The 20,549-nt window shown below is 68.0% G+C and carries 16 protein-coding genes, 1 tRNA gene and 1 pseudogene; 9 read left to right on the forward strand and 9 right to left on the reverse strand.

The window, feature by feature from the left end; genetic code table 11:
- Positions 1–110: 110 nt before the first annotated feature.
- Positions 111–986: a Crp/Fnr family transcriptional regulator gene (locus LCM32_RS02925; RefSeq protein ID WP_224819551.1), complete on the reverse strand. Its 876-nt coding sequence runs from the start codon at positions 984–986 to the stop codon at positions 111–113.
- A gap of 326 nt (positions 987–1,312) precedes the next feature.
- Here LCM32_RS02925 and LCM32_RS02930 point away from each other — a divergent pair, with 326 nt between their 5' ends.
- A complete protein-coding gene (locus LCM32_RS02930) occupies positions 1,313–2,092 on the forward strand; it encodes a Crp/Fnr family transcriptional regulator (protein WP_224819552.1) in 780 nt (259 codons plus the stop codon).
- A 47-nt stretch (positions 2,093–2,139) separates the two neighbouring features.
- Here LCM32_RS02930 and LCM32_RS02935 read toward each other — a convergent pair whose 3' ends face one another.
- Entirely contained in the window at positions 2,140–3,078 is a 939-nt protein-coding gene (locus tag LCM32_RS02935) for a helix-turn-helix transcriptional regulator (RefSeq protein WP_224819553.1), read from the reverse strand.
- Between the two features lie 127 nt (positions 3,079–3,205).
- Between LCM32_RS02935 and LCM32_RS02940 the strand changes: the two genes are divergently transcribed.
- The gene (locus tag LCM32_RS02940; protein WP_224819554.1) at positions 3,206–5,308 is read left to right on the forward strand and encodes a TonB-dependent siderophore receptor; all 2,103 of its coding nucleotides are present in this window, start codon (positions 3,206–3,208) and stop codon (positions 5,306–5,308) included.
- Positions 5,308–6,162 (forward strand): alpha/beta hydrolase, encoded by an 855-nt coding sequence (locus LCM32_RS02945; RefSeq protein ID WP_263618053.1) that lies wholly within the window; start codon positions 5,308–5,310, stop codon positions 6,160–6,162. The genes LCM32_RS02940 and LCM32_RS02945 overlap by 1 nt, the downstream gene beginning before the upstream one ends.
- A 156-nt stretch (positions 6,163–6,318) precedes the next feature.
- On the opposite strand, the gene LCM32_RS02950 is transcribed toward LCM32_RS02945, so the two are convergent.
- Positions 6,319–7,236 (reverse strand): ornithine cyclodeaminase family protein, encoded by a 918-nt coding sequence (locus tag LCM32_RS02950; protein ID WP_224819555.1) that lies wholly within the window; start codon positions 7,234–7,236, stop codon positions 6,319–6,321.
- 10 nt (positions 7,237–7,246) lie between these two features.
- Positions 7,247–8,386, reverse strand: coding sequence for a DSD1 family PLP-dependent enzyme (locus LCM32_RS02955; protein ID WP_224819556.1), 1,140 nt, complete (start codon positions 8,384–8,386; stop codon positions 7,247–7,249).
- A gap of 95 nt (positions 8,387–8,481) precedes the next feature.
- Here LCM32_RS02955 and LCM32_RS02960 point away from each other — a divergent pair, with 95 nt between their 5' ends.
- Together LCM32_RS02960 and LCM32_RS02965 are read left to right on the forward strand one after the other, a co-directional pair.
- On the forward strand, positions 8,482–9,381 hold the full coding sequence (locus LCM32_RS02960; RefSeq protein WP_224819557.1) for a LysR family transcriptional regulator: 900 nt from the start codon (positions 8,482–8,484) through the stop codon (positions 9,379–9,381).
- Positions 9,382–9,677: 296 nt separating this feature from the next.
- Positions 9,678–12,563: an FAD-binding and (Fe-S)-binding domain-containing protein gene (locus tag LCM32_RS02965; RefSeq protein WP_224819558.1), complete on the forward strand. Its 2,886-nt coding sequence runs from the start codon at positions 9,678–9,680 to the stop codon at positions 12,561–12,563.
- Positions 12,564–12,629: 66 nt separating this feature from the next.
- On the opposite strand, the gene LCM32_RS02970 is transcribed toward LCM32_RS02965, so the two are convergent.
- From LCM32_RS02970 to LCM32_RS02985, 4 genes are all read right to left on the reverse strand, one after another.
- Positions 12,630–13,268, reverse strand: a complete 639-nt coding sequence (locus LCM32_RS02970; protein ID WP_224819559.1) for a glutathione S-transferase family protein — start codon at positions 13,266–13,268, stop codon at positions 12,630–12,632.
- Positions 13,269–13,408: 140 nt separating this feature from the next.
- Positions 13,409–14,236 carry a formate/nitrite transporter family protein gene (locus tag LCM32_RS02975; protein ID WP_224819560.1) on the reverse strand — a complete coding sequence of 276 codons (828 nt, stop codon included), beginning with the start codon at positions 14,234–14,236 and terminating at the stop codon, positions 13,409–13,411.
- A 209-nt stretch (positions 14,237–14,445) separates the two neighbouring features.
- Positions 14,446–14,532 (reverse strand) — tRNA-Leu (locus LCM32_RS02980).
- Positions 14,533–14,714: 182 nt separating this feature from the next.
- A complete protein-coding gene (locus LCM32_RS02985; RefSeq protein WP_224819561.1) occupies positions 14,715–16,412 on the reverse strand; it encodes a peptidoglycan-binding domain-containing protein in 1,698 nt (565 codons plus the stop codon).
- Positions 16,413–16,516: 104 nt separating this feature from the next.
- On the opposite strand from LCM32_RS02985, the pseudogene lipB reads away from it, so the two are divergent.
- The 4 genes and pseudogenes from lipB to LCM32_RS03005 form a co-directional block, all read left to right on the forward strand.
- Positions 16,517–17,200: pseudogene (lipB, locus tag LCM32_RS02990) on the forward strand (lipoyl(octanoyl) transferase LipB); the annotation flags it as partial.
- Positions 17,201–17,350: 150 nt separating this feature from the next.
- On the forward strand, positions 17,351–17,752 hold the full coding sequence (locus LCM32_RS02995) for a c-type cytochrome (RefSeq protein WP_224819563.1): 402 nt from the start codon (positions 17,351–17,353) through the stop codon (positions 17,750–17,752).
- A gap of 306 nt (positions 17,753–18,058) precedes the next feature.
- Positions 18,059–19,732 (forward strand): cytochrome c oxidase subunit I, encoded by a 1,674-nt coding sequence (gene ctaD / locus LCM32_RS03000; protein ID WP_224819564.1) that lies wholly within the window; start codon positions 18,059–18,061, stop codon positions 19,730–19,732.
- Between the two features lie 93 nt (positions 19,733–19,825).
- Entirely contained in the window at positions 19,826–20,320 is a 495-nt protein-coding gene (locus LCM32_RS03005) for a DUF2244 domain-containing protein (protein ID WP_224819565.1), read from the forward strand.
- 9 nt (positions 20,321–20,329) lie between these two features.
- Here the strand turns inward: LCM32_RS03005 and LCM32_RS03010 are convergent, their stop codons facing one another.
- The gene (locus LCM32_RS03010; protein ID WP_224819566.1) at positions 20,330–20,512 is read right to left on the reverse strand and encodes a DUF3008 family protein; all 183 of its coding nucleotides are present in this window, start codon (positions 20,510–20,512) and stop codon (positions 20,330–20,332) included.
- Positions 20,513–20,549: the final 37 nt, after the last annotated feature.

Consider the following 20,549-nt stretch of genomic DNA (forward strand, 5'->3'; position numbering starts at 1 on the left):
GCAGGGCCATATCTGCCGCCGCCGGGCGGGGCGCTGCCCCCCGGGCGGTGTCTTGCGGGCCTGCGTCGCGGCGGAGAGGGGGAGAGGCCCTGTCATCCCGCGCTCCCGGCTTACACGACATCCGGGGCCACAACTGCGCCGAGGGGCGCGTCGGACAACGGGCGTGCGTCCACGTCGGGGCGCGCCGCGGGGACGGCGTGGGGCAGCGCCGTGTTCATGGCAGAAAGCAGCGACAGCCGCGGCCGCAGCCCGGAGCTGTGCGGCAGCACGGGGTCGAGACCGGCGAAGTGGCGCAGGCTGTCCATGTCGTGGATATGGTAGCGATCGGCGCCGAGGCTGGTGACCAGCTTCCGCTTGGCAAGCCATGTCATCGTGCGGCTGATCGACTCGACCGAGCTGCTCGACAGATCGGCCCAGTCCCGCCGGGACAGGTTGATCGTGACGATGACCCCGCCATCGGGTTGCGGTTCGGTCGGCATGAACTCCGACGAGGTGACGATGAAGTCGATGATGCGCTCGCGGCTGGTCAGGGCCCCGCGGCGCCAGATCAGGTCCAGCATCGATTCCCGTTGCTGGGCGGCATCTTGCATCAGCATCAGCCGGATGATCCGGCTTTTCGGCGCCAACCGCGTCAGGCCGGTGATGTCGAAGGTGCACAGCTCCACGTCGGTCGCGGTTTCTAGGGAATATTCCAGCGGGACATCCTGCGTGCCAATGATCAGGTCGCCCGGACGCAGCAGGCCCAGCAGGGTCCGCCGCCCGTCGTCACGCAGCTTCTCCTTGCGCAGGTAGCCGCTGCGCACGACGCCGAAGAACGTTGGCGGCGTGCCCTCTTCGGCGATCATCCGGTCGCGGCCGATCTTGCGGGTCTGCAGGCTTCGGATCGTCGTTCGGGATCGTTCGGCGACGGCGCGGCACAATTCGGCCCCCGCCAGCACGCACTCCCGGCACTGCGCGGGGCAATCCGCGTCGAGTATCTTGTACATTGTCACCCCCCTTGGACGTCCTTTGGTATTGCCTTCCCGATCGTGTTGCGGCGATCACAGGCCGTCTTTGCGCACGGAGTGTCCGACTGGCAGCAGGGGCCAGAACGCTCCGAAAAGACAGGGCCGTCGAATCGACTCGCTGCAGTCCCGGAAGATCAGTATGGCACCGTTTGTCCGCTTTGCCATTGATCGGCCTCAATTGATCTATTACTTATGATCGTGTTGGGTGCGGTTTCCGCAATAATCGTGCGGACGTAATGCATGTGGATCTGCCTGGTTCCTTGAGAAAAGGACCGGCCTGCACCTGGGTGGAGGAGCACGATCTCATGTCAGTCATCCCCAACGGTGGGCCTGCCACCGCCTGCGGTCTGCGGCGTTTTCCCAAGCTGAGCCAGATCGCCGGCGACCTGATGGACGACCTCGAGGCCTCCTGTCACATCCAGCATTTCTCGGCCGGTCAGGTCGTGGTGGAGGCCGGCGACGCCCCCGATTTCGTGGCCTGCGTCCAGTCCGGCTACCTGCGCCTGCAGAAGACGCTCGCGGACGGGCGGCGCCATATCGTCGGGCTGCTGGTGGAGGGCGATCTCTTCGGCCGGGTCTTCGATGCGCCGATCCAGTTCACCATCGAAGCGGCGACCGATGCGGAGGTCTGCTGCTTCCAGCGCCGCACCTTCGAGGATATCCTGCTGCGGTCGCCCGAACTGGAGCGGTCGCTCATGCTCAATATCCTGAGCGAGCTGGACCGGGCACGCGACTGGATGACGATCCTGTCCTGCCACAAGATCACCGGCAGGCTTGCGGGCTTTCTGCTGATCCTGTGTTCGCGGTTCCGCGCGGTGGATCATGTCGTGCGTGTCGACGGGGAGTGCCTCGACGTGCTGGTGCCGATCAGCCGGCCCGATCTGGCGCACCTGCTGGGCACCCGGCGCGAGTCGGTCTCGCGGGCGTTTCACGCGCTGGAGGACGAGGGCATGATCGACATCCTGCGCCCCGACCTGATCCGCGTGCGGGATGTCGAGGGGCTTGCCGCCGAGGCGGGGGACGAGGAACTGGCCGGGCGCGTCGCGCTGCTGCAGTCGACCCGGAACCTCAGCCGGAAGGCCTGACCGGGACGCCGGCCTTCGATGTGCAATCCGCGTGCCTGCTTGCCGGCCTAGTCGCGCCCGGTTGCATACTGCGAGGGTGACATCCCCATCTGCTGCCGGAAGGCCGTGGCGAAGGCGGCGGCACTCTCGTACCCCGCGATCCGCGCCGCATCGGTGACCGCATGACCGTCGCGCAGGGCGCTGGCTGCGCGTTCCATGCGCAGCGCCCGCAGGTGGCTCAGCACCGGGCGGCCATGGGCGCGGCGGAAGAGGCGCTGCATCGAGGAGAGGCTCATGCCCCCGGCGGCGGCGATCTCCTCCAGCGTGGGCAGGGGGCCGGGGCGCAGCGCGTGACTTTCCATCCGGTGCAAGCGGTCGCGATCCTGCCGGCGCAGGCCGGCGGGGTCGGACAGCAGCCCCTCCATCGCGTGGCGCAGCAGCGAGATCGCCAGCGCCTCCTTCTCCAGCAGGCGCAGGGATGCGGGGCCGGTACCGCGCAGTAGCGCCTCGGCCTGCGCCACATTGGCGGCGGCGGCGATCCAGCTTTCGCAGCGGTGGTCGGTGCCGGCCATGACGGTGTCTCGATCCAGCCCGCGGGCGGCCAGCCAGTCCCACGACATCACGACCGTCACCTTGCGCAGCCGCTGGCCCTTGTGGATGCGGCGCCGGAAGGGGGCGGGCCGCGCGGTGGCGCTGAAGACGAGGCGGACCGGGGCCGTTCCGCTGCGCGACAGGGGCAGCGCTTCTGCGCCCAGCCGGGTGTCCACCGTGCCATCCAGCACCATGTGCAGCACCACGTTCGCGGGGCGGGTGACGCGGGTCTCGAAGGTTTCGGTGACTTCCGTGTCCTGCAGGTTCACCCGCGGACCGGAAGGCGTGGACAGCCCCTCGCGCCCGCCCGTCAGCACGATGCGATCGCCGGGCACGGTTGCGCCGAAGTCCCGCAGGCCGCCCTCCGCAGCCGGTGGCAGGCTGCGTGCGATGTCTTCCAGTCGGATGTCGGCCATGCAGTCCCCCAGAGAATTTGACCGTTCTGCGAATCTTTCTGAACGTGGCGCGAAGGTCTCTGGCTGGTTCCCGCGCATCCTAGCGCCTAAAGCTTGACTTAAACAGTCGGAATTTGGGGATGCCATCATGACCACCACCGCGCGCACGCTGCGCCTTGCCCTTCTTGCCAGTACCGCCCTCTCGGCCCCGGCCTTCGCGCAGGAGGACGCCATCGTCCTCGACGAGATCCAGGTCGACGGCTCCAGCTACGAGACCGAGGGCAGCGACAGCTACACCACCGACCTGATCTCGGTCGGCGAGAAGATGACGCTCAGCCCGCGTCAGGTGCCCCAGTCGACCTCGGTCGTGACCAGCAAGCAGATCGAGGACGGCGGCTATACCGCGCTGGAAGAGGCGCTCGCCGATGTGCCGGGCATCATGATCCTGAACAACGACACCGGGCGCTCCTCGATCTACTCGCGCGGTTACGAGTTCGATTACCTCTACTTCGACGGTCTGCCCGCGCCGGTCTCCTCGATCTACGGCACCCAGCCCGACCTCTCCATCGTGGACCACGTCGAGGTGCTGAAGGGCCCGGCGGGTCTCTTCATCGGCACCGGTGAGCCCGCGGGCTCGATCAACATGCGCCTCAAGCAGGCGACGTCGACCGAGTTGAAGGGCTATGCCCTGACATCGATCGACAGCAACGGCCAGAAGCGGGCCGAGGTCGATGTGGCCAACAAGCTGAACGCGGACGGCACCCTGCGCGGGCGCCTCGTGGCGGCCTGGGGCGATGGCGATGATTTCGTCGACGGGGTCGAGAACGGGGTGACCTCGCTTTACGGCACGCTGGCCTGGGACGTGACGCCGGACACCCAGCTGACCTTCTCTCTCAGCCACATGGAGCGTGACATCACGCCCTTCAACGGCCTGCCGACCTATGATGACGGCTCGCTGATCTGGACCGATACCTCCTCCGGCATCGTGCCCGACTGGAACAGCTTCGACAACGAGACCACCGACGCGGTCGTCTCGGCGCAGCATTTCTTCGACAACGGAAGTCGGCTGAAATTCTCGCTGCGGCAGTCGAACCAGCAGGCGAATTTCCTCTACGGCTATTCCGGCTCCACTGCCGATGCCGACAACAACGTGTCGCGGCTGGCCTGGCTGGCGCGGGACTTCGAGCAGGACAGCCTTGCTCTCGACGTCCATGCCGAGATGCCCTTCATGCTGGGCAGCTGGGTCGGCACCGCCATCGTGGGCGCCGACTGGCAGAAGGTCGACAGCACCATGTACCAGGCGCGCGGCACGATCTCGGGCAGCTGGAACCTCGACAGCTTCGACGGGTCCTCCGTCGCTGCGCCGGATGTGGATTACTCCACCCGGACCGATACCGAAGCGACCTCCACGGGCCTCTACACGCAGCTGCGTCTCTCCCCGGTGGAACGTCTGACCCTGATCGGCGGCGCGCGGCTCAGCTGGTATGACGCGACCACCGAGGCGACGACAATCTCCACCGGGGCGACCACGACCTCGAAGAGCAACGTGGACGCGCATCTGACGCCCTTCGCCGGGCTCACCTACGACCTGACCCCGCGCACGACGCTCTATGCCTCCTATTCCGAGATCTTCATCCCGCAGACCGATGTGGACAGCAGCGGCAGCCTGCTCGACCCGGTCGAGGGCCAGCAGATGGAAGCGGGCATCAAGGCCACGCTGGGCTACGGGCTGAACGTCTCGGCGGCCATCTTCAACCTCCAGGAGGTGAACCGCCCCGTCGCCGTGCCGGACGAGAGCTACTACATCGCCGAGGAAGAGGTCCGCTCGCGCGGGATCGAGCTGGAAGCGGGCGGCGAGCTGGGCAACTGGCATCTCGGCGGCGGCTATACCTACACCGATACGGAGTACCTGAACGGCGACAGCGCGGGCGAGGATTTCTCGACCTACACACCCGAGCACATGTTCAAGCTGATGGCCTCCTATGACGTGACCCAGGGCGCGCTGCAGGGCTGGAGCTTCGGCGGGCGACTGACGCTGATGTCCTCCTTCTCCTCCCGCGGGATCGAGGCACCGGGCTACGGCGTGGTGGACGTGATGGCGTCCAAGACCTTCGCCAACGACCTCACCCTGCGGCTCGGCGTGGATAACCTCTTCGACGAGGAATATTACACCCGCGTCGGCTCCACGACGGTGTTCAACTTCCGTGGCGCGCCGCGCACCTTCAACGTGTCGCTCAAGAAAAGCTTCTGATGCGCCTGCGCATCGTAGCCATGGTGGCCAGCTTCCTGCTGGCCGCCTCCGCCACGCCCATGACAGCCCAGACCTCCTCCGCTCCCGCCCCCGCCGCCGAACCCTTCGGCAGCCCCTGGACCCCGGCCCGCACCACGCAGTTCGACCTCGGCCCCGCGGTCGCGCCCTTCCGCATCCTCGTCTCCCTGCCCGAGGCCCCGCCACCGCCGGAAGGCTACGGTGTGATCTATGCTCTCGACGCGGGCTGGACCTTCGGCACCCTGCGCGACAGCGTGCTGATGCAGACCGGCCCCTATGCCGGGAACGGTTCCGCCCCCACCGTGGTGGTGGGCATCGGCTGGCCCGGTGACACGCTGACCGATTTCGACCGCCGCGGCCCCGACCTCGTGGGGGACCGGCGCGCGGCCATGCTCACCTTCATCGCCGAAGACCTCATCCCCCGCGTCGAGGGCCGCCTCTCCATCGACCCGGCGCACCGGATGCTGGCCGGGCACAGCTTCGGCGGCGCCTTCGCGCTTCAGGCCCGGATCGACCGGCCCGGGCTCTTCTCCCATATCGCCGCCGGCAGCCCTTCGATCTGGACCGACCCGGAAGGCCTCTTCGCGGGCGCCACGCCCGACGGCCCCCCGGTCCTGATCACCGTGGGCGGCCTCGAGGCGCCCGAGGCCGCCGAGGCCGCAGGTACGCCCGCGGACCGCGTCGCCCGCCTGCGCGAGCGCGACATGACCGGCCGCGCCGCCCGGATGGCCGAGGCGCTCCCCGGTGCCTTCGAGGTCTTCCCTGACGCCAGCCATGGCGCTTCAGTCACGCCTTTCCTCGCCCGCGCGGTCCAGTTCCTCTGGGCCCGCCCCTGACGGAAAAACGCCCCCTCGACCTCTCGACGGGGCGTCCCTGATCCATCCACTGTTCAAAAATATCCCGGGGTGAATTGCGCGGCCCCCCGGGCCGCGCAAGAGGGGCAGCGCCCCTTCACCCCGCCGATCTGCCCGGCGCACCCGCCGGGCCGCCTCTCACGCCGCCAGCAGCGCGATCAGCGCCTCGGCCATGTAGAGATCCTGCAGCGAGATGCCCGAGCTGTCGAAGACGGTGATGTCTTCCTCCGACACCCGTCCCGGCACCGTGCCTGCGACAACAGCACCCACGGCCACCACCTCCGCACCCTCGGGCGCATATTGCATCTCGCCGATGCTGGTGGATTGCGAGGGCAGGTCGCAGGTCAGCCGGGCGCGGGCCAAGAGGGCGGGCGGCAGCTCCTGCTTGCCGCCCCCGTCCGACCCCATGGAGGAGACATGGGTGCCGGGCTTCACCCATGCTGACTCGAAGAGCGGGGCCATGGCATTCGTCGCCGTCACGACGATATCCGCCGCACGCACCGCTTCTTCCGCCCCGCACGCCCGGGCGGGCAGGCCGTCGGCCACGAGGTCCGCCACGAAGGCCGCGGTCTTCTCGGCGTTGCGGCCCACCACGAGGATCGTCTCCAACGCCCGCACCCGGGCTACGGCGCGCACCTCGTAGGCGGCCTGATGCCCGGTGCCGAAGAGCGCCAGCACCTTCGCATCGGCCCGGGCGAGCGCATCCACCGCCACGGCATCGGCGGCGGCGGTGCGGTAGGCATTCACCTTGCCGCCCTCGACGATCGCCCCGATGCGCCCCTTCTCCTGATCGAAGAGCAGGGTGCAGGAATTGTGCCGCGGCATGCCGATGGCATCGTTGGTCGGGAAGTAGGAGCCGATCTTGACCCCCGCCAGCGTTGCATCCGCGCCCGACTTCAGGGTGAAGCGGCAATCGGGCCGGCTGGCATAGCCGATGACGACGGGGTAGAGCCGCGCCTCTTCACCCGCGGCGGCCACAAGGGCGCGTTTCACCGCGTCATAGGCCAGTTCGTGGGTGATCGCCGCGGCGGATTGCTCCTCGGTGATGTGGATCATGTCTCTCTCCTTACCAGCCGCCGAACCGGGACCAGAGCGCAAGCGGCGCCCCGGGGTCGGCGGGAATGACGTGATAGGCTTCGTGCTGGGCGCCGGTGGCGCAGGCATGGTTCGGCAGGATACGCAGCTGCGTGCCGAGGGGAAGATCGGGCAGGGCGCCCTCGGTGCCGGGGCGCCGGGTGATGATCCCGTGCTCCTGGTTGGCGGCTGACAGGATCAGGTCGGGGATCACGGTGCCCTCGGCGTCGCAGACAAGGCCATAGCCCTGATCGACGGCCTGAGCAGCGGTGCCCCGGTCGCGCGACATGGCCATCCAGCCCGCATCGACGAGGATACGGCCCTGCGCGGGCTGGTGCCCGATGACGGTGGTCAGCACGCTGAGGGCGATATCCTCCACCTCGCAGACAGCAATCCCGGCCATGAAGAGATCGAAGAAGACATAGACGCCCGCCCGCAGCTCGGTCACGCCGGTGAGGTCGCGGGCGGAATGCGCGGTGGGGGTCGATCCGATGCTGACCACCGGGCAGGGCAGGCCCGCCGCGCGCAGGCTTTCGGCGGCGGCGACGGCGGCGGCGCGTTCCTGTTCGGCAAAGGCGGCATGGGCGACGTGGCCGCTCACGCCATAGCTTTCGCCTGCATGGGTCAGCACGCCGCGCAACTCGGCCCCCTGCGCAAGGCAGGCGCCGATCTCCACCAGCGCCGGGTCATCGGCCTGAAGCCCGCCCCGGTGGCCGTCGCTGTCGATCTCGATCAGCGCGGGGATCGGCGTGCCCGCCGCGCGGGAGGCCGCGACCACGGCCTCGGCCTGCTGCAGGCTGTCGAGCAGCACCGTCAGGTCGCATCCCTTGTCGCGCAGGGCCACGACACGGGGCAGCTTGGCGGGCGAGATGCCGACCGCATAGGTGATGTCGCGGATGCCGGCCTCGAAGAAGACCTCCGCCTCCTTCAGGGTCGAGACCGTCGCGGGGCCGGTGCCGCCCGTGAGCAGGCGGCGGGCGACCTCCACGGATTTCGCCGTCTTGAGGTGCGGGCGCAGGATGACGCCGAGGCTGTCGGCGTGCTGCGCGAGGCGGGTGATGTTGCGGGTCATCTTCGCCTCGGCCAGCAGCAGGCAGGGCGTGGGCAGGGCGGCAAGGCCGGTGTGGGGCATGGGCTCTCTCGGTCAGCTGTCTCCTGCGCAGCATAGGGGATGTGGCGTAAGTCCGGTATTTCCGGGTGCTGAAGTTCACGTTAAGCTTGGGCTTAATGATAGAGCTTTCCGATCTCCGCTTCTTCGGTGCCATCGCCGATGCGCCCTCGCTGGCCGCGGCGGCCCGTGCCCTTGGCATCACGCCGCCTGCCGTGTCGCAACGCCTCGCGCAGATCGAGGCGCGGCTGGGGCTGCGGTTGGTGGACCGGGGCGGCGGACGCCTGTCGCTGACGGCCGAGGGCGAATTGCTGGCGCGCCGGGGCGCGGCGCTGCTGGATGCGGCGGGGGCGTTGAGCGAGGACCTCGCGCTGCGCCGGGGCGCGCTGACCGGGCCGCTTAGGGTGATCGCGCCCTTCGGCTACGGCCGCATCCATATCGCGCCGTTGCTGGCGGACTTCATGGAGGCCCATCCCGACGTGACGCCCGAGCTGACGCTGGCCGAGGACCCGCGCGGGGCGATCCGGGGCAGCAGCTGGGATGTGCTGATCCACGTGGGTCGCCTGCCGGACCTCGACATGACGCAACGCTTCCTTGCGCCGAACCGGCGGCTGCTCTGTGCCGCGCCGGGATACCTCGCACGGGCGGGACGCCCGGAACGGCCCGCGGAGCTTGCGCGCCACCGCTGCGGCGTGGTGCGGGAGGATCAGGCGGATGTGACCCTCTGGCCGTTGAGCAGCGCGGAGGCGCGGCAAGGCGTGCGGATCACCCCCGCCTTTGCCTGCAACGACGGCGAGGTGGTGCGGGACTGGGCGCTGCGCGGTCACGGTATCGTTGAGCGGTCGGAGTGGAGCGTGGCGCAGGACATGGCCGCGGGGCGGCTGGAGGAGGTGCTGCCGGGCTGGCGGTTGCCGAATGCGGATATCGTGGCGCTGCTGAACCCCCGCAGCGGGCGGGCGGCGCGGGTCGAGGCCTTCTTGACCCATCTGGTGGCCGCGCTGTCGCGCGGGGAGGGATGAAGGCGCCTGCGGGCGTGTCTGTTTTCTGTGCCGCTGACATGCATTTGTCCCGCGCGGTCCAGCTGTCGGTAGACAAGCCCGCGCCGCTGGCCGATGAGGAACGGGCCGGGCAGGGCCTGTTCTGGGATGGATCTGGGCCGGGCCCGTGCGGTGCAGCGCCGCCTGTTCGCCCGGCGGGGCGGAGGCGAGGCCCTGGACAGGGGCTTGGCACTCCACAGTGTCCGGCATCGGGCGATCCTGCGGGGCGCCGCAAGATCGGAATGGCCCCCTCCGGGCGGCACAGGAAAGAGCGAGAGATGAAAGACCACGTCGACGACCACGAAGCCGCCACTGTCACCGCGTTCCTGCAGGCGCTTGGCTCGCGCGGTTTCAAGGGGCAGGCCCGGACCTCGCGGGCGGTCCGGGTGGTGACGGCGACGGACAATTCCATCTACTACCGTGAACCCGCCTGCGTGGTGGAGCCGAAGAGCACCGCGGACATCTGCGCCGCCCTTGCCGCCGCCGCCGCCGTCGGTCTGCCGATCACGGCGCGGGGCGGCGGGACGGGCACCAACGGCCAGTCGCTGACCGGGGGCGTGGTGCTGGACACCTCGCGCTTCCTCAATCGCATCCTCTCCTTCGACGCGGAGACCGCAACCGTGCGGGTGGAGCCGGGCGTGGTGCTGGACCAGTTGAACGCCTACCTCAAGTCGCGTGGTTTCTTCTTCCCGCCCGCCGTCTCGACCGGGTCGCGGGCGACGCTGGGGGGCATGGTGGCCACCGATGCCTCGGGCAAGGGCTCGCGCCGCTATGGCCGGACGTCGGACTACCTGCTGTCGGCCGAGGTCGTCCTCGCGGATGGCTCCACCGCCCATGTGGGCGACCTGCCTGCCGAGGCGCCGCTGCCCGGGGGGCCGCTTGGCACCGTGGCGGGGCTTCTGCGCGCGGAACTGGCCGGACAGGCCGAGGAGATCGCCCGCGTCTTCCCGGTGATGAACCGCGGACTGACCGGCTACAACCTCGACGAATTGCGCGGTGAAAACGGCGCGCTGCGGCTGACCAAGCTGCTGGCGGGCTCGGAGGGGACGCTGGCCGTCACGGCAGAGCTGGAACTGCGCGTCGTTCGCTTGCCGAAATGCACCGGCATGGCGATCATCGGCTATGCCGACAGCCTCGTGGCGCTGGGCGCGGTCTCGGACCTGCTGCCCGCCGATCCGGAGGCGATCGAGTTCCTCGACGACGTGACCGTTGGACTGGGCAAGACCACGCCCTCCTGGCCGCTGCTGGAGCCGGTGCTGGGGGCGGAGTTGTCGCGCTGCGGCGGCTATCTCTTCGCCGAGGTCTCGGCCGAGACGCCGGAGGAGATCGACCGCCAGCTTGCCGTGCTGGAGGCGGCCGTGGCCGCGGGCCAGACGCCCGCCGTGGGCATCGTGGCGACTCGCGACCGCGAGGTCATGGGCGCGCTCAACGGGCTGCGCAAGGACGCGGTGGGGCTGATGGGCAAGGGCAACGGCCCCTTCAAGGGCATGGCCTTCGTCGAGGATGCCGCCGTCCCGCCCGAGAACCTCGTGGCCTTCGTGGCGGGCTTCCGCGACGTGCTCGACAGCCATGGTCTCGACTACGGCATGTATGGCCACGCCGATGTGGGTTGCGTGCACGTGCGCCCGCTGATGGACATGCGCCTGCCCGATCACCGCGACAAGATCCGCCCGATCTCGGACGCGGTGGCGGAACTGGCCCACGCACAGGGCGGGTTGATCTGGGGCGAACACGGCAAGGGCGTGCGCGGCGAATACGTCGAATACTACTTCGGGCCACGGCTCTTTGCCTTCCTGCGCCGGATCAAGGGGGCCTTCGATCCCGCCAACCTGCTGAACCCCGGCAAGCTGGTGACGGCCGAGGGCACAGACCTGCCCGTGGACCGGATCGACGCGATCCCCTTCCGGGGCGCGCGCGACCAGCTGATCGCGGGGCACGGTGCCTATGGCAAGGCGACCGAGTGCAACGGCAACGGCGCCTGTTTCCACTGGGATGCGGCGAACGAGATGTGCCCCTCCTACAAGGCGACACGGGACCGTGTGCAATCGCCCAAGGGCCGGGCCGCGCTGTTCCGCGACTGGCTGCACGCGCGCGAAACGGACGGCGACGTGCAGGAGGCGGCGGATGCGCTGCATGTCTCGCTGGCGACCTGCCTGTCGTGCAAGGCCTGCACCTCGCAATGCCCGGTGCAGGTGGATATCCCGACCCTCAAGGCGCAGTTCCTTGCCGAGACGGAGGAGGCCAAGCGCGGCCCGCGGGACCGGCTGATCCGGCGCATGGAGGGGCTGACACTGCTGGCGGCCCGGATGCCCGGCCTTGCCAATGCCTCGCTTGCACTGGGACAGGGCGTGATGGCGCGGGTGATGGGGCTGGTGGATCTGCCCGCCTTCGATCGCACCGGGCTGACCCGGCGGATGCAGGAGGCCGGGGCCCGGCGCCTTGCCCCCGGTCAGCCGCTGCCCGCGGGGGTGAAGCCGGAACAGGCGGTGATCCTGCTCTGCGACAGTTTCCTCGGCCCGTTCGAGCCGCAGGTGCTGGAAGCCGCCGCCCGGGTGATGATCCGCATGGGCTATACCGTCTTCCACACGCCGGTGCTGCGCAACGGCAAGGCGTTGCAGGTGCGCGGCTTCCTCGGCGCCTTCGGCAAGGTGAAGGCGTGCGCGATTGCGGAGCTGCAGAAGCTGAACGCCACGGGCCTGCCGCTGATCAGCGTGGAGCCCGCGGCGACCATGCTCTACCGGCAGGACTTCAAGGACATGCCTGAGGGGCTGATGCCGCTCTCGCTCGACCGGTTCCTTGCCGCCCATGCGGCGGAACTGCCCAAGGCGGCGGGCGGCGCGTTCCGCATGATCGGCCATTGCACCGAGACCTCCGCCGATCCGGGCAACCTGACCCGGTGGAAGACGGTCTTCGAGGGCGCGGGCATGGCGCTGCAGACCGAGCGCGCGGGCTGCTGCGGCATGGCGGGGATGTTCGGCCACGAGGCCGAGCACCGGGCGCTGTCCAAGCAGATTTTCGAGCTTAGCTGGGCCTCGAAGGTGGCCGAGGGGCAGGGGCGCCTGCTGGCCACCGGCTTTTCCTGCCGCTCGCAGGCAGAGCGCTTCGCGCAGGTGGACCTGCGCCACCCGGTGCAGGCGCTGGAAGAGGCCTTCGCCGCGGGCTGACCTCCGCGCGTCGACACGAAAAAGGCCGCCCCGTGGGGCGGCCTTCTGCGTTTCCGGGTCAGATGCTCAGGGCATCGGGATCGGGCCCACGTCCTTGGGCACCGCATAGCCGCGCTGCACGGCGGGACGTTCGGCGATCCGCAGATACCACGCCTTCACGTTGGGATAGTCGTCCAGATTGATGCTCTGCCATTCGAAGCGCGAGGCCCAGGGCCAGATCGCCATGTCGGCGATGGAATAGCTGCCCGCGCCGGTGCCGGCGAGATACTCGCGCCCCTCCAGCCGGTCGTTCAGCACGCGGTAGAGCCGCGCGGTCTCGGTCAGGAACCGCTGCTCGGCGTAGTCCGCCTTGCCGGGGTTGAAGTGGTGGAAATGGTGCGTCTGGCCCAGCATCGGGCCGAAGCCGCCCATCTGCCACATGAGCCATTCCACCACGCGCCATTCCTCGCCGCCCTCTTCGAGGAAACGGCCATGCTTGCGCGCGAGGTAGAGCATGATCGCGCCGGATTCCATCAGGCTCTGGCCGGTCTCGCTGTCATGGATCGCGGGGATCTTGTTGTTGGGCGAGATGGCGAGGAACGCGGGGGCGAACTGTTCGTCCTTGCCGATGTTCACCGCGTGGGCGGTGTAGGGAATGCCCAGTTCTTCCAGCAGGATGGACACCTTGCGCCCGTTCGGCGTGGTCCAAGTGTAAAAATCGATCATGCGCTCCTCCTAAGCGGTCCCGGCGCAAGGGGAATCGCCGGTCGTCCGGCGGATCGTAGTCTGGCGAGATACTAGAATACCAGTGCGCTCCGGCACGAAGGCCCCCGGCCCGAGCGGGCGCGGGGGTGATGCTCAGACGCTCAGCGGCGCATCTCGTCGGCGACCTGTCCGTAGGCCAGCAGCGCAAAGAGCCCGGTGCCGCCGAGGATGTTGCCGATCAGCGTGCAGACGAGCAGCGCCGCCGCATGACCGAGGCCCGTCTCGCCCGAGATCAGCAGCAGGAAAAGCTCTGCCGAGCCCGCGATGACATGGGTGAAATCCCCCATGGCGATCAGGTAGGTGAAGAGCATGATGACAAAGGGCGCGCCCGCCCGGGACGAGGGCAGCATCCAGACGATCGCCGCCACGTAGAAGCCCGCCGGGATGCCATAGGTCAGCCCCTCCAGCGGGGTCAGCTCGGCGTAATGGCGCGAAATCGCCAGCATTCCCTCGACGTGTTCCGCGGGGATCGAATGGGCCCAGACGGCGAGGGCCACCGCGGCGAAGGTGCCGGTGAAATTCGCGGCGAGAATGATGCCCCAGAGCCGCGCGGTGGCCAGCAGCATCCCCGGCGTGCGCCGGGTCAGCAGCGGCAGGATCGCCGTCAGCGTGCTTTCGGTGAAGAGTTGCAGCCGCCCGAGGATGACGAGCACGAAGCCCAGCGTATAGCCGAGGTTCTCGATCGCGGGGCGATAGGGGTGATCGGCGAAGATCCCGTGCAGGATGCCCTCGGCCATGACCGAGGCGGTGATCCCCAGCCCCGCCGCCACGCCGGACCACCAGAGCGAGGTCACGGGGCGGGCCAGTTCGTCGATCCCTTCCTGGTGCACGACGCCATAGACAGACACCGCGCTGAGGCCCTGGTTCTCGGCGATGTCTTCGCGCTCCTGCCGGGAAAGGTGCGGGGTGTGGTCGTCGGTGGGCGTCATGGCCGTCGCTGTCCTCGTTGTCATCAAGAGGTCAGCAGATAAGGCGGTCGGCCTTCAGGGCAATGGGGGCGCGCGACGCAGGCCGGGCGCATGGTCCGGACGGGGGAAGGCAGCCGGGAGGCGCCAGGGCGAAAGCCGCTGGAAACTCTGGCGATGTCGTCACTGGGGAGTGTCGATCTTCAGGATCGTCTCTGCCGAAGCAGTGATCCTGGTGCGGTCGAGAAGACTCGAACTTCCACGGGAGTTACCCCACAGCGACCTCAACGCTGCGCGTCTACCAATTCCGCCACGACCGCACGTGATCAGGTAGGTGAGGGGCCGTATAACGAGTGTCTCAGCCCACCTCAAGAGCCAAAACGCATCCCCTCGACGACTTTTTTCGGTGGAGGCCCAAGTCCCTTACGTCAACTGAAACGGCCGCCCGGAGGGGGCGGCCGCTGCATGTCTGGCGGGCGCACGGAGGCGCCCGCAAATCCGCTTATTTCAGCGTGAAGGTCGGCAGGGCCGTCGCCTGCGGGGTGGCGGCGGCCGGTGCGGACATCGGGGCGGTGAGCCCGGTGGCGGCCGCGTCGATCAGCTGGGCGCGGTCGGTCTGGCCGGGGGCGAAGACCGCCTCGGCGCCATTGGTAAGCGCGGTGACGGCGGCCTTGTACCAGCCCTGCGCGAGGGCGGGGGATTCGGCGGTGCCGAAGCCCTGGCTCAGGTGGTGGCCGATGAGTTCCGCATAGGGCGTCTGGCCCGCGCCGATCAGCAGCAGCGCAGAGCCGAGCGCCACATCCATCTTGTCACGACGGTAACCGGTGTAGAGGCAGATCGCGCCGGTCTGGCGGGCCTGTTCGAGCGTCATGTTACTGTCGAGGACGAACTTCTGCACCTGCGCGGTCACCTGGCCGGCATCGGTGCTGTACAGCATCGAGACATAGCTGGCGAGACCGGCGCCGAAGGCGTCACACTGGGCGTCGATCTGATCGGTCGAGAGGCCCTGCACCTGGCTGACCATCTCCTCGCCCTTGGCGATGGAGTAGGTGCGCGACAGGCAGAACTGTTCCGACAGGGCAAGCTCGGGGTCGGCCATCGTGGCCAGCGTGGTGTAGCCGCCGTTGGAGTTGGTCAGCAGGCTGACCTTGGAGCAGTAGGAGGCCAGCGAGGGCTGCGGCGCGGCGGCGGGGGCCGCGAAGGGCAGCGGGGCCAGGGTTGCACCACCGGCGACCGGCAGCGGCTGCGGCGCGGGGGCCGAGGGCGCGGGCTGGCTGGCCATCACGCTGCCGGAGGGCATCGAGGGCTGAACCTGCGGCATCGGCGCGGCGGGGGCGGCGGCGGCCATGGTGCCGCCGTTCAGGGGATCGTTGATCTCGCAGCCCATGCGGTCACAGGCGAACATCGCCGTGGTGACCGTGTTGGTCAGCGAGGCGTTGCGGCGGTACTGGAAATCGTGCCGCTGATAGCCGTCGTGCTTCGAGGTGAAGACCAGCGTGGAGCACTGCGACTGGCCGCACCAGTAGTTCGACCCGGTCACTGCGGTGTCGATGACGTAATCGTTGCGCCCGTCGCCGTTCAGGTCGGCCATCTGGATGAAGCCGGTGCGCTGGAGCAGCTGTTCGGCCGAGGGCTCGGTGCTGTCGGCGATTTCGTCGATGGCCTCGGAAACCTCGATCGGCAGGCCGGCATAGCCGACGCCGGTCGAGCGGCCGGGCGTGCCGAACTTCTGGTCGCGCCAGGCCACCAGCAGGCTGCGGGCGCCATCGGGGTGGCGCTGCACCGCGGTCATCACCTCGGGGCCGCCGATCTGGGCGCGGTTGTACGACGTGACGAGGTGATCGCGCTCGAAGGGCGTCAGCTGGCCGGTCACCGGGAAGGACATATAGGCCTGATACTGCGAGATCGCGGTCCGCGAGCGCGAGCCCATGACACCGTCCGGGGTGCCTGCATTGAAGCCGAAGTAGTTGAGCGAGGTCTGCGTCTCGCGGTTCGCCTGCCGTGCGACGGTGTTCGCCGAGGAGGTGCGCGGCGCGGAATAGGTCCGCTGCTTCTGCTTGTTCTGTGCTGCGCCGCTCATGATGGCGCCACCGATGATGCCGCCGACAAGAGCGGCGCCGAGATCGCTGGCCATGCCTTGGATGGGTGCGGTTGCCATAATGCTGGCGGCCAGGGCCACCTTCACCGATTTGGTGATCATCAGAAATTCCCCCTGTAAGGTAATGCCGGAGTAAAATAGATGCGGGCAGTGTAGCGCGGCTTTGACATCGCGCTAGCAATTTCTGGTCCCGTACGGCGAGGAAAAAGACAAAAATGGAATGGTTGATCGAGACCGGTCTAACCGGCTACCCGGAAGCCGTCGCCCGCATGGAGGCCCGTGCAGATGCCATCGCCCGGGGCGAGGCCGACGAGCTGATCTGGCTGGTGGAACATCCGCCGCTCTACACGGCGGGCACCTCGGCCGACAGCAAGGACCTTCTCGCGGCAGACCGGTTCCCGGTCTACGAGAGCAAGCGCGGCGGGCAGTACACCTACCACGGGCCGGGGCAGCGGGTGGTCTATGTCATGCTGGACCTGAACCGGCGCGGGCGCGACGTGCGCTGCTTCGTGCGGCAGCTGGAACGCTGGGTGATCGAGACGCTGGACCAGTTCAACCTGCGCGGCGAGATCCGGCAGGGTCGGGTCGGGGTCTGGATCGCGCGGCCCGACAAGCCCGCGCTGCCCGACGGCTCGATGCGCGAGGACAAGATCGCCGCCATCGGCATCCGGCTGCGCAAGTGGGTCAGCTTCCACGGCATCTCGATCAACGTGGAGCCGGAGCTGGAGCATTTCGGTGGCATCGTGCCCTGCGGCATCTCGGGCCACGGGGTGACCAGCCTCGTGGACCTCGGCCTGCCGGTGACGATGGACGACCTCGACGTGGCGCTGCGGGCGAGTTTCGATACCGTCTTTGGCGACGCGGCCAAGGGGCCGGCCTGCACCGACTGACCGGCGGCGCTGCCTGCGATCCCGGCAGGGCAGGGTCCTCGCCGCCCCTGCGACAATTCTTCAGCGGGCCGACCGGGACAAAACCCTAGGGTGGCGGCCCGTCCTGCGCTATGCCGGTGAAAACGCGCGCAAAGACTCTGGAGAACAGCCATGAAAGCCACCAAGCCCCTTTCGGTTCTTGCCGCTCTTGCCCTGATGACCGCCCCGGCCTTCGCCGGTGATGCGGGCGCGGGCGAGAAGGACTTCCGCAAGTGCAAGGCCTGCCACTCGATCGAGGGCGCCGTGAAGGGCGGCCGCACCGGCCCGGACCTGCACGGCGTGATCGGGCGCACCGCCGGCACCTATGACGGCTTCAAGTACGGCCCCGACCTTGTCGCGGCCGGTGAGAAGGGCCTCGTCTGGGACGAGGAAAACATCGTGACTTATGTCGCGGATCCCAAGGCCTTCCTGCAGGAGTACCTCGGCGACAGCGGTGCCAAATCGAAGATGACCTTCAAGCTGCCCAAGGGCGGCGAGGACATCGCGGCCTACCTCGCGACCTTTACCGAGTGATCCGCACTGCGTGACCTGCACGCAGCGGCGGAAGGCTTCCGCTGCAACAAGGTTTGCAGGGCAGAGACCACCGGAACGACAGAAAAGGGCCGTCCGGCAGATGCCGGGCGGCCTTTTCGCGCTGTGGGCGCCCGGGGCACGGCGCTGCGTTGCGGAATGCAAGGGGGGGTGCGACAAAATAATTTGATCTCGATCAAACCGGCCCATTGCTTGTGAAACCGGAGTCATTCTAAAAACAGCATAATTGCGCGGGCTTTCCGGGGAGACTCCCGCGGTACGTCCAGTCACACCAGAGGAGGCAAGGGCATGGCGGACGCAGCCATTCATGGCCACGAACATCATGACGAGCGAGGGTTCTTCACCCGCTGGTTCATGTCGACCAATCACAAAGACATCGGTGTCCTGTACCTGATCACGGCGGCTGTCGTCGGCCTGATCTCGGTGCTGTTCACCGTCTACATGCGGATGGAGCTCATGCATCCGGGCGTTCAGTTCATGTGCCTTGAAGGCGCACGGCTGTGGCCAGCGGCGGAAGGGGAGTGTACGCCGAACGGTCACCTGTGGAACGTGATGATCACGTATCACGGCGTCCTGATGATGTTCTTCGTCGTCATTCCGGCGCTTTTCGGCGGTTTCGGCAACTACTTCATGCCGCTGCAGATCGGCGCGCCGGACATGGCGTTCCCGCGTCTGAACAACATGTCCTACTGGCTCTATGTCGCAGGCGTCTGCCTCGGCGTCGCCTCGCTCTTCGCGCCGGGCGGCAATGACCAGCTGGGCTCGGGCATCGGCTGGGTGCTTTACCCGCCGCTCTCGACCAACGAGGCGGGCTATTCGACCGACCTCGCGATCTTCGCGGTGCACGTTTCGGGCGCCTCGTCGATCCTGGGGGCGATCAACATCATCACCACCTTCCTGAACATGCGTGCCCCCGGCATGACCCTGTTCAAGGTGCCGCTCTTCGCCTGGTCCGTCTTCGTCACCGCCTGGCTGATCCTTCTGTCGCTGCCCGTTCTGGCCGGCGCGATAACCATGCTGCTGACCGACCGGAACTTCGGCACGACCTTCTTCCAGCCCTCGGGCGGCGGGGATCCGATCCTGTACCAGCACATCCTGTGGTTCTTCGGCCACCCGGAAGTGTACATCATCATCCTGCCCGGCTTCGGCATCATCAGCCACGTCATCGCCACCTTCTCGCGCAAGCCGATCTTCGGCTACCTGCCGATGGTTCTGGCGATCATCGCGATCGGTGTTCTGGGCTTCGTCGTCTGGGCGCACCACATGTACACGGTGGGCATGTCGCTGACGCAGCAGAGCTACTTCATGCTGGCCACGATGGTGATCGCGGTGCCCACAGGGGTGAAGGTCTTCAGCTGGATCGCCACGATGTGGGGCGGCTCGGTGGAGTTCAAGACCCCGATGCTCTGGGCCTTCGGCTTCCTGTTCCTCTTCACCGTGGGCGGCGTGACCGGCGTGGTGCTGTCGCAGGCCGGCATCGACCGGGCCTATCACGACACCTACTACGTGGTGGCGCACTTCCACTACGTGATGTCGCTGGGCGCGGTCTTCGCGATCTTCGCGGGCGTCTACTTCTACTTCGGCAAGATGACCGGCCGCCAGTACCCGGAATGGGCAGGCAAGCTGCACTTCTGGGCGATGTTCATCGGTGCGAACCTGACCTTCTTCCCGCAGCACTTCCTGGGCCGTCAGGGCATGCCGCGCCGTTACATCGACTACCCGGAGGCTTTCGCCACCTGGAACTTCTGGTCGTCCATGGGCGCCTTCCTGTCCTTCGCGTCCTTCGTGTTCTTCTTCGGCGTGATCATCTGGTCGCTGTTCCGCGGCGCCAAGGTGACCGAGAACAACTACTGGAACGAATATGCCGATACGCTGGAGTGGACGCTGCCCTCTCCGCCGCCGGAGCATACCTTCGAAATCCTCCCCAAGCAGGAGGACTGGGACAAAGGCCACGCGCATTGAGCCGGGCCTGATCCGAGACAGACGCGAGGCCCCGGCAGAGATGCCGGGGCCTTTGCATTTCAGGACAGATCACGACTGACCGGGGAGGGGCCGATGCCCTATGAATGGAGCGAGACGCCCGAAGGCCGCCGCCTGCGGCTCTGGCCCTATCGCTCGCTGCCGCCGCGGGGCTTTGCCTTCGTGATCGGGCTCTTCTTCCTGTTGCTGCTGATCCCGCTTTTCGGGGTGCTGGGATCGCTTGTACTCTGGGGGCTGCTGCCCTTCGGGCTGGGGGCGCTCTGGGCGCTCTGGTACGGGCTGCGGCGCTCCTACCGCTCGGCCGAGATCGAGGAACTGCTGGAGATCACGCCCGAACGGATCGCGCTGCGACGGGAGAACCCTGACGGCTCCCGTCAGGCGTGGGAGGCGCAGAGCTACTGGGCCCGGGCCGAGATGCACCAGCAGGGCGGCCCGGTGCCGTGGTATGTCACGCTCAGCGGCAATGGCCGCACGGTCGAGATCGGCGCCTTCCTCAGCGAGGACGAACGCCGGGCGCTCTATGGCGAACTGGCCTCTGCCCTCGCAGAGCAGCGCAAGCCCGCGGGCTGAGGCCGCCGCCTAGTCGGACCGTTCCGGCAGGTCGTCGTGATCGGTGCTGGCCATCTCCTCCAGCTCCGCCTCGCTCATGGTGTCGTACATCTCCTTCGAGGCGCCCTGCAGGTCCTTCACCTTGCTCTCGCCACGCTTGGCAGAGAGGGCGGCGCCCGCGGCGCGTTGCTGGGCCTTGGATTGTGCCTTCATGTCCGGTCTCCCTTGCTGACAGATCAACGCAGACCCG

This window comes from Pseudooceanicola nanhaiensis (assembly GCF_020171315.1).
GTDB classification, from domain to species: Bacteria; Pseudomonadota; Alphaproteobacteria; order Rhodobacterales; family Rhodobacteraceae; genus Pseudooceanicola; species Pseudooceanicola nanhaiensis_A.

Bases quoted from the DNA above. Each gene is read 5' to 3' on its own strand.
- LCM32_RS02930 (WP_224819552.1), top strand. From the start codon at position 1,313: ATGTCAGTCATCCCCAACGGTGGGCCTGCCACCGCCTGCGGTCTGCGG.
- LCM32_RS02945 (WP_263618053.1), top strand. From the start codon at position 5,308: ATGCGCCTGCGCATCGTAGCCATGGTGGCCAGCTTCCTGCTGGCCGCC.
- ctaD (WP_224819564.1), top strand. From the start codon at position 18,059: ATGGCGGACGCAGCCATTCATGGCCACGAACATCATGACGAGCGAGGG.
- LCM32_RS02970 (WP_224819559.1), bottom strand. From the start codon at position 13,268: ATGATCGATTTTTACACTTGGACCACGCCGAACGGGCGCAAGGTGTCC.
- LCM32_RS02960 (WP_224819557.1), top strand. From the start codon at position 8,482: ATGATAGAGCTTTCCGATCTCCGCTTCTTCGGTGCCATCGCCGATGCG.
- LCM32_RS03005 (WP_224819565.1), top strand. From the start codon at position 19,826: ATGCCCTATGAATGGAGCGAGACGCCCGAAGGCCGCCGCCTGCGGCTC.
- LCM32_RS02925 (WP_224819551.1), bottom strand. From the start codon at position 986: ATGTACAAGATACTCGACGCGGATTGCCCCGCGCAGTGCCGGGAGTGC.
- LCM32_RS02955 (WP_224819556.1), bottom strand. From the start codon at position 8,386: ATGCCCCACACCGGCCTTGCCGCCCTGCCCACGCCCTGCCTGCTGCTG.
- LCM32_RS02995 (WP_224819563.1), top strand. From the start codon at position 17,351: ATGAAAGCCACCAAGCCCCTTTCGGTTCTTGCCGCTCTTGCCCTGATG.
- LCM32_RS02965 (WP_224819558.1), top strand. From the start codon at position 9,678: ATGAAAGACCACGTCGACGACCACGAAGCCGCCACTGTCACCGCGTTC.
- LCM32_RS03010 (WP_224819566.1), bottom strand. From the start codon at position 20,512: ATGAAGGCACAATCCAAGGCCCAGCAACGCGCCGCGGGCGCCGCCCTC.
- LCM32_RS02975 (WP_224819560.1), bottom strand. From the start codon at position 14,236: ATGACGCCCACCGACGACCACACCCCGCACCTTTCCCGGCAGGAGCGC.
- LCM32_RS02985 (WP_224819561.1), bottom strand. From the start codon at position 16,412: ATGATCACCAAATCGGTGAAGGTGGCCCTGGCCGCCAGCATTATGGCA.
- LCM32_RS02950 (WP_224819555.1), bottom strand. From the start codon at position 7,236: ATGATCCACATCACCGAGGAGCAATCCGCCGCGGCGATCACCCACGAA.
- LCM32_RS02935 (WP_224819553.1), bottom strand. From the start codon at position 3,078: ATGGCCGACATCCGACTGGAAGACATCGCACGCAGCCTGCCACCGGCT.
- LCM32_RS02940 (WP_224819554.1), top strand. From the start codon at position 3,206: ATGACCACCACCGCGCGCACGCTGCGCCTTGCCCTTCTTGCCAGTACC.